Source organism: Deltaproteobacteria bacterium, from assembly GCA_009692615.1.
Taxonomy (GTDB): Bacteria; Desulfobacterota; Binatia; order UBA9968; family UBA9968; genus DP-20.
The window spans coordinates 1-15,659 of the sequence record SHYW01000012.1; the positions used below are offsets into that span (position 1 = coordinate 1).

The following is a 15,659-nucleotide window of genomic DNA, read 5'->3' on the forward strand; positions in this document are numbered from 1 at the left end:
CAAATCGAGGCAAAACTAAGGACCCTATTAACCGCGAGAGCAAAATGTAATCTGATATAACTTCGCAAAAACTGTAACTCATTACGAAAAAAACGATCTATCCTCCGCTGCCCTGCTTCCAGGGCAGTTGTTCAGAGGTTCCTTAAGAAGAAGGAAACAACTGAACCGCGAGGACGGGCAGATCAGCGCGCAGCGGCAGAGTTATTCATTTGCGCGTCGCCAAATATAGTTCTGGCGCCCGCGCTGTCTGTGTCATATAGAAAAGCAAAGCGGGGATCGTAGGAACGAACTCCTTGCCGCGTTATGGGGTAAAAGAAGATGGTCAACGTTGCTCGTCGCCATCGTTCTCTGCTAGAAATTCTAGATCTTGGCATTGAAGCGGATCGCGACGTTGGCGACTTCCACAATTGCCAGACCGAATTTCCGTTAGTTCCGACTGGAAGGACAATTTATGGATACGCACTGTGATTGGATAGCAGTTGGCTCGGGAGCAGCAGGCTTGGCCAGTGCGTTGTGGGCGGCGCACCGCGGTCTAAAGGCGATCGTCATAGAGAAAGCCCCGGTTGTGGGCGGCGCCACGGCGTATTCTTATGGCGGGCTTTGGGCACCCAACAACATGTTTCAGCGCGCCGCCGGCATCGACGATTCTGACGAACAAGGGCTCGAATACCTGCGCTTTCTTTCGGGGGGATTTGCTGAAGAAGAAAAAATGCGCATGTACGTAAAAGAGGCGGCCGCAACGATTGCGGCATTCGCCCAACTGGGTGTTCCCTTTCGAATGATTGAGGGCCTTCCCGACCATTACTTTCCCGGCGCGCCGGGCTCCCTCGGCCTCGGTCGAACACTCGAAGTCGTGCCGCTGCCAAAGAAAGCCCTGCCTGATTCCGCGCCCGCTCTTTTGGAAAGCCCGTACATGCCGGGAGGCGTTTCCTGGTCCGATTCGATCAAATGGGGTGGGCTCGGGAATCGTTATTCTTGGGCTCCAGAAAACCTCGAGCATGCGGCGTCTATCTATGCCGCGGGTCAAGGATTGGTGGCCTGGTTGCTCCTCAAGTGTATAGAAAAAGGCGTGATCCTTTTGACGGAGTCGCCGGCGACAAGGCTGCTGCTGGAGGACGGCCGAATCGCTGGTCTTGAAGTGAGCGAGGGAAATGGCACGCAACAGATAAGAGGTGACTGTGGAATCTTTCTCGGCACGGGCGGCTATGAATGCAACCCTGAGTTCGTTCGCGCTTACCAATCGTTTCCCAATTCCGCGCCGCACCATCCGCCGACCCAGACCGGTGATGGACTCCTCATGGCAGGGGAACTTGGTGCTTTTATCCGGAATATTCCGGTAAGTTTGAGTTCCATGGTGGGTTACTGGATACCGCGCCCAGGAGATGAGCCTGAGTTTCACTCCGCCGGCATACAAGAGCTAGCCTATCCTCATTCCATCGTGGTCAATGCTGAAGGGAAGCGATTCGGCAACGAGGCCTTCTTCCAAGAGTTTGTCGTAAAGCTCAGAGAATTCGATGTGGTGAAAAAACATCGATACGCGAACATTCCATTCTTTTTGCTGTTTGATTCTCAATTCACAGAGCGCTATCCGTTTGCCAATATTCCGCCTGGACAACCGCTGCCAGCTTGGATCAAACGCGCTGAGTCGCTTGCCGATCTCGCACAACAATTGGCCATTGACCCGAAGCAGCTCGATCAAACGGTGGCAAAATTCAATGACAATGCCAGCGCCGGATTAGATCCGGAATTTGGTCGCGGCCAATCTTTATGGATTCGGAAAGTCGGCGACACTAAACATCCGATCAATCCCAACTTGGGGCCATTGTCCAAGGCGCCATTTTATGGCGTGGAACTAACGCCTACGGAGTCGTCGTCCGCAGGGCTTTATACGGACGTTCACGGACGGGTGATGCATTTGCGCGGACACGCCATTCCCAACCTATACGCCGGCGGCACCGTAAGAGTACGGACGGAGTACGGCGCCGGTTACCAAGCCGGTCTAACGCTGCTCGGTGGGATGACCTTTGGCAGGATGGCGGTCGAGCACGCGCTGCTTGGGGATAAGAAGCAGGGGTGAGTGATGCAACAGAAAAAATACCGGATGCTTTGCGCGTTTGTGGCGTTTGGACTGGCGATTTTGCGCGTGGCAGATTGTGCCGTGGCAGCAGAGAAGCCAGCTAAGCTCAGGGCTGCTTATGTATCTCCGATCGGGGCCATGGCACCGCTGTGGATGGCCGCAGCCTCTTCCGGCTTCCAGATTGAGGGACTCGATGTCGAACTCGTATACGTTCAATCGAGCGCCGCCATTGCCGCCCTGATTGCCGGCGAGGTCGATGCTGTACAGATATCCGCTCCCGCCATCGTTCCGGTGGTGCTGGCGGGCGGGAATATCACGATGATCGCCGGACTTCTAAATAAGATGATCTTTTCCTTCCACGCCCAGAAGGAGTTCAAGTCGGCGGAGCAGCTGCGGGGAAAGATAGTCGGCGCAGATCGCATCGGATCGCCGAATGATTACGGAGTCAGAACCGCTCTAACCAAGCTCGGTCTAAAACCGGAAAGCGACGTGCAACTCTTGCGGCTCGGCGGATCGGCAATTCAGTGGACCGCGTTGCAATCCAAGCAGATCGCGGCATCGGCGTTAACTCCGCCTGTAAGTTTCAACGCGGATGCCCAAGGATTTACCAGGCTCGCTGATACTTACGATTTGCCTTACCAAAATATCGGTCTGGTGATTAGAAAAAATGAACTCGAAAAAAGAGCGGACATCTGGCTGCGATTGTTGCGCGCCGTACAACGGGGTATCGGTGCGTGGTATGACGATCCGCGGTTAGCGAAGAGTGTTCTTGTCAAATATACCAAAGACAACGACCCGGTGATGTTGGATAAGACTTACGAATTTTTTACCAAACAGGCTGGCTTCAATAGGGATCTCACCTTTACGGATCGCGGCTTCGAGCAGATCCTCAGATTCTTTGGCAGCACGGTCCTGCCGGCGGCAAAGGACGCTTCGCCAAACCAGTTTTACGATACTAGAATTATCGACAAACTAAAGAAATGATTACCTGCGAGTTTCGCTACGGTGAGATCGAGCGAATCTTGTCGCTTGGGAAACGAGCGCGGATGTGTGTCGCTTGCGAGAAGATAAATCAATGCGCGGGCCAGATTCCAATTGTCCGCACTAGAATCCGGACTCAGGTAGATTCTGTCCGGTGACTGACCTTCGGGCTATTTTTTCTGCCCACTGATGAAGTCCAGCACGGCGCGATTGAAGATCTCCGGCTGCTCCCAGTAGGTCGAGTGGCCGGACTCGGGTATCAGCGCCACGCGGCTGTTGGGAATTTCCGCCGCGATCATGTGCGAGATCGACGGCGGTGTCGACAGGTCGGCGGCGCCGGAAATCACTAGCGTCGGCAGCTTCAAATCTTTTAACTTCGCTTGGGTGATTTCATTCTTTAGCGTCTGCCGATAGTCGCGGCCGATCAGCGCTTTGTGTTCGAGTTCGATCCACGCCTTCATGCCGGCGGGATTCGCCGCTCGATACGATGGACCGAGCTCGCGAAAATCGGCCGGCATTTTTTCCCAGCCCTCGGGGCGAATGGCGGCGGCCACTTTGGCGATCTCGCCGTCGCGCACGCCGAAGGAATTACTCGAAATGCTCAGACTCAACAGCCGGTCTTGATAAGAGAACGCGAAGTCCGAGGCGACGCTGCCGCCAGCGGCTGACGCGACCACGTGAAATCGTCCAAGGCCCAAGGCGTCGGCGAGGTGGCGCAGATCCTCGGAGCCGATGCCGGGATTTTTCACGTCGAAGGGCGCGGAGTTATAGTAGCCTCGCCGCGAATAGGCGATGACGCGGTAGCCGGCCTTGGCGAACACCGGCTGCTGGTAGCTCCAGATCAGCGCGCTGCCGGTCGCCGGATGCAGTAGCACGATCGGCACGCCGGTTCCGCCGGTGTCCCAATACCAAAGTTTGGTGTCGGGAATTTGTGCTTGGCCGTCCTTGGCTGGTACCTGCGTGGGAATTGGAATTGGTTTCATCGTATTACCTATGGTTTGGCTGTCTGCTTTTTCGATTGGGCCGATGCCGAACGCTGCCAATCCTGCAGCGAGCGCAATATTTCGCAAGAACGCGCCCGCTTGCTGGGCGCACTTGAGAGTATCGCTATTGCCCATCGTTGCTCATTTTTCCTCAGTTTCGATCCGAGGATCGTTTATTCCCCGACCAGCGTGATGTTGACCAACCATTGGTGCGCGTCGGTGATCTTGCCATGATCGGCGGTGCGAGCGATGGCGACTGCGGTGGCAGGTCCGTCGTCGAAGGTCGCTTTACCTTGGGTCGCGGCGTGCACTTGCCACTGCTGGGTGTCGACTGTGCAGGTGAAGACGGTGGAGCCTTCCGCCATGGCCCCCGTTTGACGCTGGGTCACCGTCACGCGCAGATACGTCCTCTCGCGCTGGTTGCATCTAATCGGCCCCGTCGCGATGATGTGGCGGCCGTGGTCGGCCACGATGGCGACGCCGTCAATGGTGTTCATTGAAACCTTTGCGAACGCTAGCGGCGCGAGGAATAGGCCCGCGAGCATCAGGACAATGGCCGATGATACGAGGCGGCGCCGATGGTTTTTGACTTGGTGAACAAGCAGGGTCAACGCTCTTAGATATCGATGGCGAAGCCGAGCGCCGCTGTGAGTTGTCGGTATCGATTTGTCGTTCACAACTTTGTCCTCCTAAAAGTTGTCGCCATACGTTTCAATTAAAAAACCTCGGCTTGAAGTCGATTCTTCCATTCGTCATTCCCGCTCTTATCGTCACCCCGGTGAAAACCGGGGTCCATCCGCATCCCCTTAACCTGGATACCGTTTTCCAACGGTATGACGGACGCTGTCCGTCACCTGGATGCCGGCCTTCGCCGGCATGACAAATCTTTTTCTCGCCGCAAGACGAGGCCTTTCAGCCGTCTCCCAATTGGGCCATTCACGTGGTAGGGCTTATATCGAAAACCTCTGGAAATAGTCAAGCTGGGGAGTTGCGGCGAGCGGGGTTCAGTTCCGCCAATACTTGTAGGGGCGGACCGATGTGTCCGCCCGTTCGGAGGGCCGACACGCAGGTCGGCACCTACATGAGATGCAACGTTAAAATCAAGCCGCACCACTACTGGTCGCGGTGAGCGGAGTCGATTTCGCGGTCACCGTTTCTTATACAGCCCATCGATAAACCCGTTGTCGTCGAATTCTTTTATCAAGCTCATGTCGGCGAAATCTTCGGGTTTCGCTGAGCGCACTTTCGGATCTTTCTCGCTGAGTTCGGCGAGGGCTTCTTTGATGGCGTCGAGAGACGGATAGGGCTTCTGCGGCACCAGGCGCGAAAAAAACTGGTAGCTGTCTTCCAAGGCGTCGTTGTCGTCGGTCTTGACGTATTTGCCGATCACCTTTTTGCTGAACTCTTTGTTGGTCTTGTACAGATGGATACCTTCGAGCAGGGCGCGAGTAAGTTTGCGCACGGTCTCGCGCTTGTCTTTAATGAACGAAATCCGCGCGGCCACCGGCGTGGTCGGATAGGCTCCGCCGAAATCTTCCGGTTCGGCGATGATGTTCAATTTAAATTTGCGCGCGAGGTTGGTCACCGGCGGCTGGGCGACCATGCCGTGCACCTGTTTGGTTTGAATCGCCGCGAGTCGTGCCGGTTGGCCGCCGGGAATCTGCAGCACGGCAACATCGATATCGGGACGCAATCCCCACTTGATTAAAATTTTGCGCGTCGCGTAATCCGAGTTGGAACCGAAGCGGCTGACGGTAAGTTTTTTGCCGCGCAAGTCTTCCGGCTTTTTGATTTCCGGCGACACCACCATGCTGTAGGCAAGAACATTTAATAGGCCTGCAATCAGCGTGATATCGGCGCCGCGCAGCTTGGCGACCACCGGCGCATTGCCGCCGACCTGTGAGATCGGCATATCGCCGGACATCATCGCTTGAGTCGCGCGCGAGCCGCCGTCGAGGTAGATCATGATCACGTCCAGGCCGTTTTTCTCGAACAGCCCGGCTTCTTTGGTGATCCAAAACGGCGCCTGCGAGCCGGCGATGGCGCTCCAGCCGATGGTGAGTTTTTCGAGCGGGGCGGATGCGGCACTGCTTTCGCGAGGCCGCACGCTGTCTAAAAGCGAGAACATTAAGAACGCTGAAACTATAATTCTTGAAATCCGCATGACGTGCAATTGTCTCCGTTCGAACGATGGGTATCTCTGCGCTCCACCGATCCTACAATCAATACTAAGAATCTCGTTACGCTCTATCGAACACCTGGGCGGGATAAGATCGAAACACGTCATCGACGGTAACGATGATAAGATTTTTTTCAATTGCCTGGCAGACCAACATTCGATCGAAAGGATCGCGGTGAATCGACGGTAGCGTCGCGAGTTGCTGAACGCTCGCCTCGTCGAGTTCCAAATTCGTAAACTGGTGTCGGTCGCGTTGTTCGGGAAAATATTTTTCTGGCGGTTCCGGCAGCGGCAACCTACCGAGTTGGTGCTTAATGATGGTTTCCCAGAGCGATACTACGCTCAAAAACACGTCGTTATTCGGCTGGCGTATCGCGTCGCGCCACTTGGCCGGTAATCGCGAATCCCCAGCGATGAACCACAGGAACACATGAGTATCGAGTAGGAACTTCATTTCCCCTCGAATGCTCGCAGCAGTTCCTCCGGCAAGGGCGCATCAAAGTCGTCCGGGACTGTAAACTTTCCTTTACATAAGCCAAACGGACGCAGCTCGGTGGAAGGAGACAGGCTGACGGGTTTGACCTCGGCGACGGGTTTACCGGCGCGGAGGATCACTATCGTCTCGCCTGCTTCGACACGCTTGAGGTACGCAGCCATATCGCTCTGGACATCTTCAATGTTAATGTGGGTCATGATCGGATTATCGCTCAGAAATAGATCACAAACAAACCCAGCGATCAGAGATATTCATGGTCGTCGGATAGTTGCTGAAAAGCTCTCACGCCGCGCTCTCCCACTTATCCACGTCAACTTCCCAACCTTTGGTTTGGGACAAATCCAACGCATTGCCTTCGAGATCGCGAAAACGAAATTCGGCGTAGGGGCGGGTCGACGGACGCGGGGCGATTTTTAGCACGCTGCTCAGTTCCGCCATGGTCGCTTGCATTGTATTAGTCAAAAAGCCGATGTGGTTGATGCCGTACTTGGCTTCGTGGCCTTCCACCGGGCTGTAGAACGGATGGATCGCTAGATGGGTCTTGCCGTCGGCGCAGAAGCGGTTGCCGAGTCCCTGCTGGCGGCGCTGGTAGCTCGACGGAATTTCGCGTAGGCCCAACACCTGGGTGTAGAACTGCAACATGGTTTCGGGATCGAGAGCGTTGTAGGCGATGTGGCGCACGCGCGGGAATTTCTTCTCTTTGCTAGCGGGCACGCCGAAACTTGGAGTGGAGACCGTCACCGGCCGGCATTCGGGATCGTGTAGGCGAATCTCGCCGTGCTGTAGGTCGTTCGCCTCTTGGATGATCATGCCGCGCGGATAGATTTTCAAAAAGCGGCCTTTCACTGCTTCGAGATCGTCGACTTGCACGCCGATATGATGCAGGCCGTTGTTCATGTGCAGTTCGCCCAGCTCGGGACGATTCTTGAAAAATGTCAGATTGTAAAAACCATCGGTGATGGTGATGTCGCCTTCGGGTGAGCGGCCGAGTTCTTCGGTGCCGAGAAAACGCTGGTAGAAATCGACCAACTTCGCCGGATCTTCAGCGAGATAAGCAACGTAGCGCAGTGTAGCCATGGTAGCCCTCCTTCAAGTACGGGTAATGTAAACTATCTGCCAGGAAAAATCTTGCGTCAGTGGGAGATGAAGGTTTCGCGGAACATTTTTATCAAATCGTTGGACCGCGGGCCCCATTTTTCCCGATTAGGCGTGAGCCAGCGAAAGTTGGCCGGTGGGTTGAGTAAATAGGTGACGTCTCTGTGCCCCATGCGTCGTCCCCGTTGGGCAAAGTAGCTCTGGTTTTCTTTGCCCATGAGAAAATCCATCAACAGCGCCGCGCCATGGGGCCGGGCGGCATTCTTGGCGATCCACGCCGCGTTGGGCGCCTCCGCGATGATTGGATTGAGAAAGACGTAGTTGGTCGGGGTGCTCGCCTGCCGCGCGCGATAGGCGATATGATCGTATTGCTCCAACACGATCTTGAACTCGCCGGCGGCGAGCAACTGGCTGAGCAGGGTGTGGCCGCGGCGCACGGCGATGTCGCGACCGGCCAATTGTTTCGCAAAGCGCAGACCGCGCTCTTCGCCCATGGAGTCGAGCAAGCCGGCAAACCATTCGTAGCTCTCTTGGTCGATGGCCAGGTGGCCTTTCCATTTTGGGTCTAACAGGTCGTTCCAATCTTTGGGCAGCTCGTCGGGTTTCACCAACTTGGTGTTGTAGTGCAGGAGATAAGCGGTGTTGTAAAGCCCATTGAGCCAACCGTCCTTGTCGGCGAAACCTTCGTGCAATTGCTGGCGCAGCGGTGGGCGCGTCCGCGCCACGGCGCCGCTAGCGCGCAACTCGTCGAGATAGTTTGCCGACATCGTGATTAGATCGGCGTCGAGTTTGCCGGCCAGCGCTTCGGTGCGAATCTTGTTGGCCAAGCGCGCGTGGCCGAGGCGAAACTCTGCTATTTTTAGATAAGGATATTTCTGCTCGAACTGTCGCTTGAGGTCTTGCAGGTCGGCGACGTTGAAAGTCGTGTAGAAAACCACCCGGCCTTCTTTGCGCGCTTCCCGTTCAAGAATAGTTTGCCGTTCCGCCGCGGGGCGGCGATTTAACTGATCGAGGTTTTCCTCGACTGTGGCCCCGAAAGCGGCAATGGCGCGCAGCAAAATCAGTAACGGGACAAACCACTTCACGGCGGTTCTCTCAAACTAATCGCGGATTTTTTGCGTGAACCATTCGAGCGGCAGCGGATGGCCCAGCCCTTTCGCTTTAGCCAAGTTGTACGCCGTGCCTCCCACCGCCGCGAATTGCAATCCCTGAGTGCCTTGGTTGTTGAGAAATGTAACCTGCTGATCGTTGGCTCTGCCGATCCACTTGCCGGCCATGATGTCGGGGATCGTGCCGATGTCGGGGTTGTCGATCTCGTGGTGCGGTGACGAGGGAATTTTTTTCTTTTCTTCGGGACTGCCGGCGATAAAGCCGAACATGCCGTCGCTGCCGGTGACGACCTCGGGCGCGTTGCGGTCCGCGTACAAGGTCGAAGTGCCCAACCGGGCGCGCACATCGGCGCGCGCGAGGATATCCGGGCCGGCCTCGTTGTTGCGCACGTTGTTGATGTGCATGCCGGGTTCGAGCCATTCGGCTTTGATGACTGGGATTAAAGAATCCGTCGTCAGTGACACAATGTCGGCGCCCTTGAGGGCCTTCTCCGGCGAGTCGACGGCGATGACTTCGATGTCGAGCTTTTCGGTCATCTCGGCGGCGAATGCCTCGCGGTTTTTCTTGGTTGGGCTGAACACGCGCATGACTTCCAGCGGCCGGACATGTTTGATCGCCTCGGCGTAGGTGCGCGCCATGCCGCCGGAGCCGATCATGGCCATAACCTTGGCGTCTTTGCGCGCTAGGTATTTCGTGCCTAGACCGGCGCAGGCGCCGACGCGCATATGCTGCAAGTAGCCGTCATTCATGATCGCCAGCGGTTCGCCATTGCGCGTGCTGGTGAGAAAAATCAGGCCGCAGTAATTGCCGCGCTCCATGCAATATTTATCTTCCACCATGAAGCCGTCCTGATTTTCCCAGGCGAGCATGTCGGACTTCATGCGGATGGCGAACATGCCCAACTTGCGCGACGCGCCCTCCATGGTGCCCCAACGATAGTAGTGGGGGTCGTTGGGCACGTAGAAATCGATGCGCGGCCGATAGCCGGCCTTGAGTTCGTTCAACTCGCGGTAGGCGTCTTCCATGGCGTCGATGCAGGTCTTCATGTCGAGCACCGATTCAATCTGTTCGTTGGTTAGAAAAATCATTGGCGCTTCGTCTCCCTACCGGATAACTGTCGTTGACACCGGCTTTCACTGATTGATATAGCCGTTCATATCTCACTAGCAAGGCGGCCACAATGCTTATTCTCAGCAACGAAGACATCGACAATTTACTGACGGTCGAACTGGCTTTCAACGCGCTGGAAGGCGCCTATCGGAGCCAAGCCCAGGGCGGCGCAGTCAACCGCCCGCGCAGCGATCTTTATCTTCCCGGCATCCATGAGGGCAGCGTCTACGCTTTCAAGACCATGGAAGGCGGGCTGGTCGAGTCGCGGGTGGTGGCGCTACGGCTCAATTCCGATGTCATCCAATGGGAGAATCGCGGCGACCGCGTAGTCAAAGATAAAGTGCCCAAGGCTCCTGGCAACAAGTGGGTCGGCTTGATTCAATTGTTTTCCGCCGAAACCGGCGAACCGCTGGCGATGTTTCCTGACGGCGTGGTGCAGGGTCTTCGGGTCGCGGTGACCAGCGCTTTGGCGGCAAAACATATGGCGCGGCAAAATGCCTCGGTATTGGCCGTCTTCGGTTCAGGCTGGCAGGCGCGCGCTCATGTGCGCGCCTTTTGCGCCGTGCGTAAGATCGCCAGAGTCCAGATCTATAGCCCGACCAAAGAAAATCGCGAGAAATTTGCCGGCGAGATGGCGCAACTCGTCGGCGTGCCGGTGCACGCGATGGCGTCGGCTGAAGCGGCGGCGCATGGCGCCGACATTCTGGTTGCCGCAACCAACGCGATCACCCGGGTGATTCCACCTGAGTGGATGAAGCCGGGCGTGCATGCCACTTGCGTCAAGATCTCCGAGCTGGGCGACGAGACCTTTCGCAAAGCGGATCGCATCGTGATTCACGCGAAGAACTTCGCGCCGGAAAACTATATCGCCGGCTATGGCGACGAAAAAGTCTGGGCCCATGATCCGATCGATTTCATTCGCGGTGTCAAAAAGTCCGCGGCCGACGCGGAAGCGGCGCCGTTTTGGATCGATGCCCCTGAACTGAAGGACGTTATCGGCGGCAAAGTGCCGGGACGGACCTCCGAGCAGGAGATCACTTGTTTCATCAATAACATCGGCCTGGGAATTCAATTCGCAGCGGTCGGCAATGCAGTTTACTTGGCGGCCAAAGCCAAAGGGGTCGGCCGAGAAATTCCGACGGATTGGTTCCTCGAAACAGTGCATCCGTAAGCAGATTGGTTTCGCATTAGGAGGACGCCCCGGTGTGTAGGGTGACTGGCGAGAATGATGCGGCACATTGCCCAGTGAGAGCTTGGTGCTTACTCGTTTTAGTGTCTGCTTTCCTTGGCTGGGTGCCAAAGCTAACTTCCGCGGCCCAACCTGAGACCCTCAACTTGAGCTATTCGGCGGCGGTGGTATCCGGCGCGCCATTCTGGATCGGCCATGAATTGAAACTGTTCGAGCGTGAAGGGTTGCATTCGCAACTGGTTTACATCAACGCCGGACCGCGCGCCCTGGCAGCGATCTTGGCTGGGGAAGTTCAGCTTTCACTCTCGGGCGTCAATGCGATCGTCTCGGCGTTCGCTCAGGGCAGCGATCCGGTGGCCCTCGCCGGTGCCGTGAACACCATCAACGTGTCGGTTTATGCCCGCCCGGAAATCCGCAGTCCGGACGATTTGCGCGGCAAGCGCCTGGGCATCACGCGCTTCGGCGGGTTGACCGATGTGGCGGTGGTCTATGCGCTCAAGCAGTGGGGACTCACGCCGGGAAAAGACGTGGCGATCATCCAGATGGGCGACGCGAGCTCCGTGGTCGGCGCGCTCGCCGGCAACGTCGTCCAGGCCGCCGGACTTCAGGCTCCCTTCACCGTTCGCGCGGCGCAATTGGGCCATCGCGAGTTGATCGACCTGTCGAAATCCGGCCTGCAGTATCAAAACACTGTGGTGCTCTCGACGCGCTCGTTCGTCAAGCGCGCACCGGAGACCGTGCGCCGGTTCATGCGCGCCTACTCCACAGCTCTGAGCGTGTTTCACACGCAAAAAGACACCACTCTGAAAGTCATGACCAAGTATCTTAAAGGACTGGATGGGGTGGTCTTGGATAAGAGCTATGAAGCGTTTCGCGCTTGGATGCCGGAGATTCCATATCTCAACCATCCGGGCATGGAGACGGCGATTCAATTGACTCCCCTCGGCGGCAAAGAGAAAGAGATCAAGGCGCGCGATCTTATCGATGAAACTTTCGTCCGCGAACTGGACCAGCAGGGATTTTATCGCGCCCTCTATAAAAAATAGTGCGGCGGTGAGAGTTTATTCGAACCGAACTTCAAGGAGCAAGACATGCCCGGAGTTTTAGACGCTGACACGCATATCGCCGAGTCGGAGGCGATGTGGAGTTATATCGACAAAGAGATGTATCCGCGCCGGCCGGTGTTGACGCGCATACCGGACGATACTTGGTATGGCGAGCGCAATGCGTTTTGGTTGATCGATGGCGAGATATTTCCCAAGCCGGCCGGCAAGGCGAGCTTTAGTTTGATTACGCCGTCGGCACAGAAGAAAGAGTCCGGCCGCGGCGATATTCATCTGGCCGTGCGGGAGCTGACCGATCCGCTGGCGCGGTTGCAGGACATGGATAAAATTGGCGTCGAGGTCCAAGTGATTTATCCGACCTTGTTTTTGGTTTATCTCACCGACGACGCCCAGCTGGATATCGCGCTGAGCCGTGCGTACAATCGCTTTATTGCTAACGCCTGCGCGAAAGCACCGGACCGGCTCAAGTGGGTGGCGATCCCGCCGCTGCGCGATATCGGAGCGTCGTTGGTGGAAATGAAGTGGGCCAAGGAGCAGGGTGCGGTGGGAGTGTTTTTGCGCGGCATGGAAGGCAATTTGACACTGGACAATCCGTATCTCCATCCGGTGTATGCGCTGGCGCAGCAACTCGATCTGACCATCTGCATCCACACCGGTTCGGGTAGCCGGCACTTGATGCAGCCTTTCGATGTCGAGCGCAATCATACCTTCGCGCATAATCGTGTCCTGCCGGTGGTCGCCTTCCGCGATCTGGTGGCCAATCGCATTCCCGAGCTGTTTCCCAAGCTGCGCTTCGGCTACATCGAAGCGGCGGCGAGCTGGGTGCCTTATATATTTCACGTGTTGCGCCGCTCCGTGCGTTCCGATCTAAAGAATAAGAACCCGCAAGATCTATTTCGCGACTACCGCTTCTGGATCGCCTGCGAGGCCGACGAAGAGTTGCCGCATCTGCTCAACTATATCGGCGAAGATCACCTCGTCATTGGCTCCGACTACGGTCACAACGATCCGTCGAAGGAGCCGGAGTTCGTCAAAAACATGCGCGCGCGGGAGGATGTCGCGCCCAAAGTAGTCGAAAAAATCTTGTGCGAAAACCCGCGCCGGCTTTACGGATTGATCTAGTGATTTTCCGGGAGGTGCTCATGTGCTTGCGGTTACGATCAACGATTAGATTCATCGCCGCCGTTTTTGCGGTGCTTATTGTACAAGTCGAGGCCGGTTCCGGCGCGCAACTCGACACGCTCAATATCAGCTATTCCGCTCTGGTCCCCTCCGGCGCGCCATTTTGGATCGCCCAGGATCTCAAATTGTTCGAAAGAGAAGGGCTCAAGACGCAGCTGATTTATATCAACGCCGCGGCGCGTGTCATGGCGGCGATCCTGGCCGGAGAAGTGCAAGTTTCTCTGTCAGGGGTGAGTCCGCTGGTGTTGACCTATGCCCAAGGAAGCGATCCGGTGGCGATCGCGGGGGCGGTCAATCAGATCAATGTTTCAATCTTCGCGCGTCCGGAGATTCGCAGCCCGGAGGATTTGCGCGGCAAGCGGCTGGGCATCACCCGCTTCGGCGGGCTGACCGATTTCTCGGCCCAATACGCGTTAAAAAAATGGGGCCTGCAGCCGGTAAAAGACGTTGCCATCGTGCAAATCGGCGATGCCAGCGCGCTGATGGGCGCCATGGCTGCCAACGCGCTCCAAGCCGCCGCGCTACAGCCGCCATCGACAATGGTAGCGGCGCAACTTCGCTACCGCGAGCTGCTCGATCTGTCCAAGTCGGGACTGGAGTATCAGAACACCGTGGTGCTGACCACGCGGTCATTATTGAAAAATTCGCCGGACAAGTTTCGCAGATTCCTGCGTGCTTATTCCGCGGCGCTGGCGGTCTTTCACGGCCAGAAAGACCTTTCGGTCAAAGTCATCGGCCGTTATTTGAAAGGGATGGAGCCGGCGATATTGGAGAAAAGTTGCGAGGCTTACAAAGCTTGGGTGCCAGAGATTCCCTATTTGAATCGGGCGGGCATGGAAGCCGCCATCGGCCTTACACCCGCGGGGAGCAAAGAAAAAGAGATCAGATGCGGCGATCTCGTCGACGAGTCCATGATTCGCGAATTGGAACAGCAAGGCTTTTTTCGCGCGCTCTACAAAAAGTGAGGTGCGTGCGGATCATTGTCGATCGACGGAGTATCGCGATACAGTGCCAACGGGTTAGAGAAAAAATCAATCGGGAGAATTTTTATGCTGCTCATCACCGATCCGGAAGTAAGACAGGTGCTCAACATGCGCGACTGCATTGACGCGATGGAGCGGGCTTTTGCCGAGGAGGCGCGCGGCATCGCCGTGAACAAGCCGCGCACGCGCTATAAAGTCCCGCCGGATCTCGACAAGCCCGGCTACATGGCCAACATCATTCCCGGCGCGGTGCCGAGCTCGGGGGTTGCGGCGCTGCGTTACGATTCCACCATCGTGCAAGAGCGCGTGTTCGCAGGAAGCAAAAGGATGGATTTCCCGTCGCCGACCAAACGGAGTTGGGGATTCGTGTTGCTCTTTAGTCTAGAAACGGCGGAGCTCTTGGCGCTAATCCACGATTTCAGCATGTCGGCAATCCGGGTGGGCGCGACCACGGCGGTTGCCAATCGGGCCTTGGCTCGAAAGAATTCTAAAGTCGTGGGAATCTTCGGCTCGGGCAATGAGGCGCGCACCAACCTGGAAGCGATCTGCGCCGTGCGCGAGATCGAAAAGGTAAAAGTTTTTAGCACGACCAAAGCGCACCGCGATCGCTTCGCGGAGGAAATGACCGAATTGTTAAACGTCGAAGTTCAGCCGGTGAGCAGCCCCGAGGCGGTCGTCAAAGGATCTGATATCGTCATGTGCGCGACCAACTCGAGCGAGCCAGTATTCGACGGCCAGTGGCTGGAACCGGGGCAGTTGGTGACGACCATCGCCAACACCGACGGGGTGCACCGGCGCACTGAGGCGGATGCCACGACGATGCTGCGCGCCGACTTGATTGTGCTCAACAATAAAGAGACGGCGATCACCAACCAACAGCGCGAGCTGCTCGACTTGATCGACGGCGCTAAATTCGGTTGGGACAAGGTCTGCGAGTTGGGACAAGTGCTCGCCGGCGCGCACGCCGGCCGGAGCAACGACCAAGAAATTATCTACTACAAGAGCAACACCGGTGTCGGCATTCAATTCGCCGCCGCCGGGGCGTTGATCTACCAAGCCTGCAAGAAGCAGGGGTTAGGACGAGAGTTGCCGGGTGAATGGTTCGGCGCAGATTTGAGCGAGTGGATGGACAAGGGCTTTATGCCCTCGCCGTAAAGGAGCGAGACTTTGCTTCACGGGAGCCCAGGCGTTCGTGAAGCTCGCTCGGGCG

15 protein-coding genes are annotated in these 15,659 nt (G+C 56.7%); 7 read left to right on the forward strand and 8 right to left on the reverse strand.

What is annotated here, in order from left to right; genetic code table 11:
- The first annotated feature begins 451 nt into the window (after window positions 1–451).
- Together EXR70_04425 and EXR70_04430 are read left to right on the forward strand one after the other, a co-directional pair.
- On the forward strand, window positions 452–2,077 hold the full coding sequence (locus tag EXR70_04425) for an FAD-binding protein (protein MSP37717.1): 1,626 nt from the start codon (window positions 452–454) through the stop codon (window positions 2,075–2,077).
- Entirely contained in the window at window positions 2,078–3,061 is a 984-nt protein-coding gene (locus tag EXR70_04430; protein ID MSP37718.1) for an ABC transporter substrate-binding protein, read from the forward strand.
- Window positions 3,062–3,228: 167 nt separating this feature from the next.
- On the opposite strand, the gene EXR70_04435 is transcribed toward EXR70_04430, so the two are convergent.
- The 8 genes from EXR70_04435 to EXR70_04470 form a co-directional block, all read right to left on the reverse strand.
- Window positions 3,229–4,176 carry an alpha/beta hydrolase gene (locus EXR70_04435; protein ID MSP37719.1) on the reverse strand — a complete coding sequence of 316 codons (948 nt, stop codon included), beginning with the start codon at window positions 4,174–4,176 and terminating at the stop codon, window positions 3,229–3,231.
- 38 nt (window positions 4,177–4,214) lie between these two features.
- A complete protein-coding gene (locus tag EXR70_04440; protein ID MSP37720.1) occupies window positions 4,215–4,586 on the reverse strand; it encodes a hypothetical protein in 372 nt (123 codons plus the stop codon).
- Window positions 4,587–5,188: 602 nt separating this feature from the next.
- Window positions 5,189–6,328, reverse strand: a complete 1,140-nt coding sequence (locus EXR70_04445; protein MSP37721.1) for an ABC transporter substrate-binding protein — start codon at window positions 6,326–6,328, stop codon at window positions 5,189–5,191.
- Entirely contained in the window at window positions 6,282–6,674 is a 393-nt protein-coding gene (locus EXR70_04450; protein ID MSP37722.1) for a type II toxin-antitoxin system VapC family toxin, read from the reverse strand. Before EXR70_04450 ends, EXR70_04445 begins: the two co-directional genes overlap by 47 nt.
- A complete protein-coding gene (locus EXR70_04455; GenBank protein MSP37723.1) occupies window positions 6,671–6,913 on the reverse strand; it encodes a type II toxin-antitoxin system Phd/YefM family antitoxin in 243 nt (80 codons plus the stop codon). Before EXR70_04455 ends, EXR70_04450 begins: the two co-directional genes overlap by 4 nt.
- 85 nt (window positions 6,914–6,998) lie before the next feature.
- On the reverse strand, window positions 6,999–7,793 hold the full coding sequence (locus EXR70_04460) for a hypothetical protein (protein MSP37724.1): 795 nt from the start codon (window positions 7,791–7,793) through the stop codon (window positions 6,999–7,001).
- 56 nt (window positions 7,794–7,849) lie between these two features.
- Window positions 7,850–8,896, reverse strand: coding sequence for an extracellular solute-binding protein (locus EXR70_04465; GenBank protein MSP37725.1), 1,047 nt, complete (start codon window positions 8,894–8,896; stop codon window positions 7,850–7,852).
- Between the two features lie 15 nt (window positions 8,897–8,911).
- Window positions 8,912–10,009: an ornithine cyclodeaminase family protein gene (locus EXR70_04470; protein ID MSP37726.1), complete on the reverse strand. Its 1,098-nt coding sequence runs from the start codon at window positions 10,007–10,009 to the stop codon at window positions 8,912–8,914.
- A gap of 92 nt (window positions 10,010–10,101) precedes the next feature.
- Here EXR70_04470 and EXR70_04475 point away from each other — a divergent pair, with 92 nt between their 5' ends.
- From EXR70_04475 to EXR70_04495, 5 genes are all read left to right on the forward strand, one after another.
- Complete coding sequence (locus EXR70_04475) at window positions 10,102–11,202, forward strand: ornithine cyclodeaminase family protein (GenBank protein ID MSP37727.1); 1,101 nt, start codon at window positions 10,102–10,104, stop codon at window positions 11,200–11,202.
- Window positions 11,203–11,234: 32 nt separating this feature from the next.
- Window positions 11,235–12,266: a hypothetical protein gene (locus EXR70_04480; GenBank protein ID MSP37728.1), complete on the forward strand. Its 1,032-nt coding sequence runs from the start codon at window positions 11,235–11,237 to the stop codon at window positions 12,264–12,266.
- Window positions 12,267–12,311: 45 nt separating this feature from the next.
- Window positions 12,312–13,406, forward strand: a complete 1,095-nt coding sequence (locus tag EXR70_04485) for an amidohydrolase (GenBank protein ID MSP37729.1) — start codon at window positions 12,312–12,314, stop codon at window positions 13,404–13,406.
- A gap of 20 nt (window positions 13,407–13,426) precedes the next feature.
- Window positions 13,427–14,431, forward strand: a complete 1,005-nt coding sequence (locus tag EXR70_04490; protein ID MSP37730.1) for an ABC transporter substrate-binding protein — start codon at window positions 13,427–13,429, stop codon at window positions 14,429–14,431.
- Between the two features lie 84 nt (window positions 14,432–14,515).
- Complete coding sequence (locus tag EXR70_04495; GenBank protein MSP37731.1) at window positions 14,516–15,604, forward strand: ornithine cyclodeaminase family protein; 1,089 nt, start codon at window positions 14,516–14,518, stop codon at window positions 15,602–15,604.
- Window positions 15,605–15,659 lie beyond the last annotated feature (55 nt).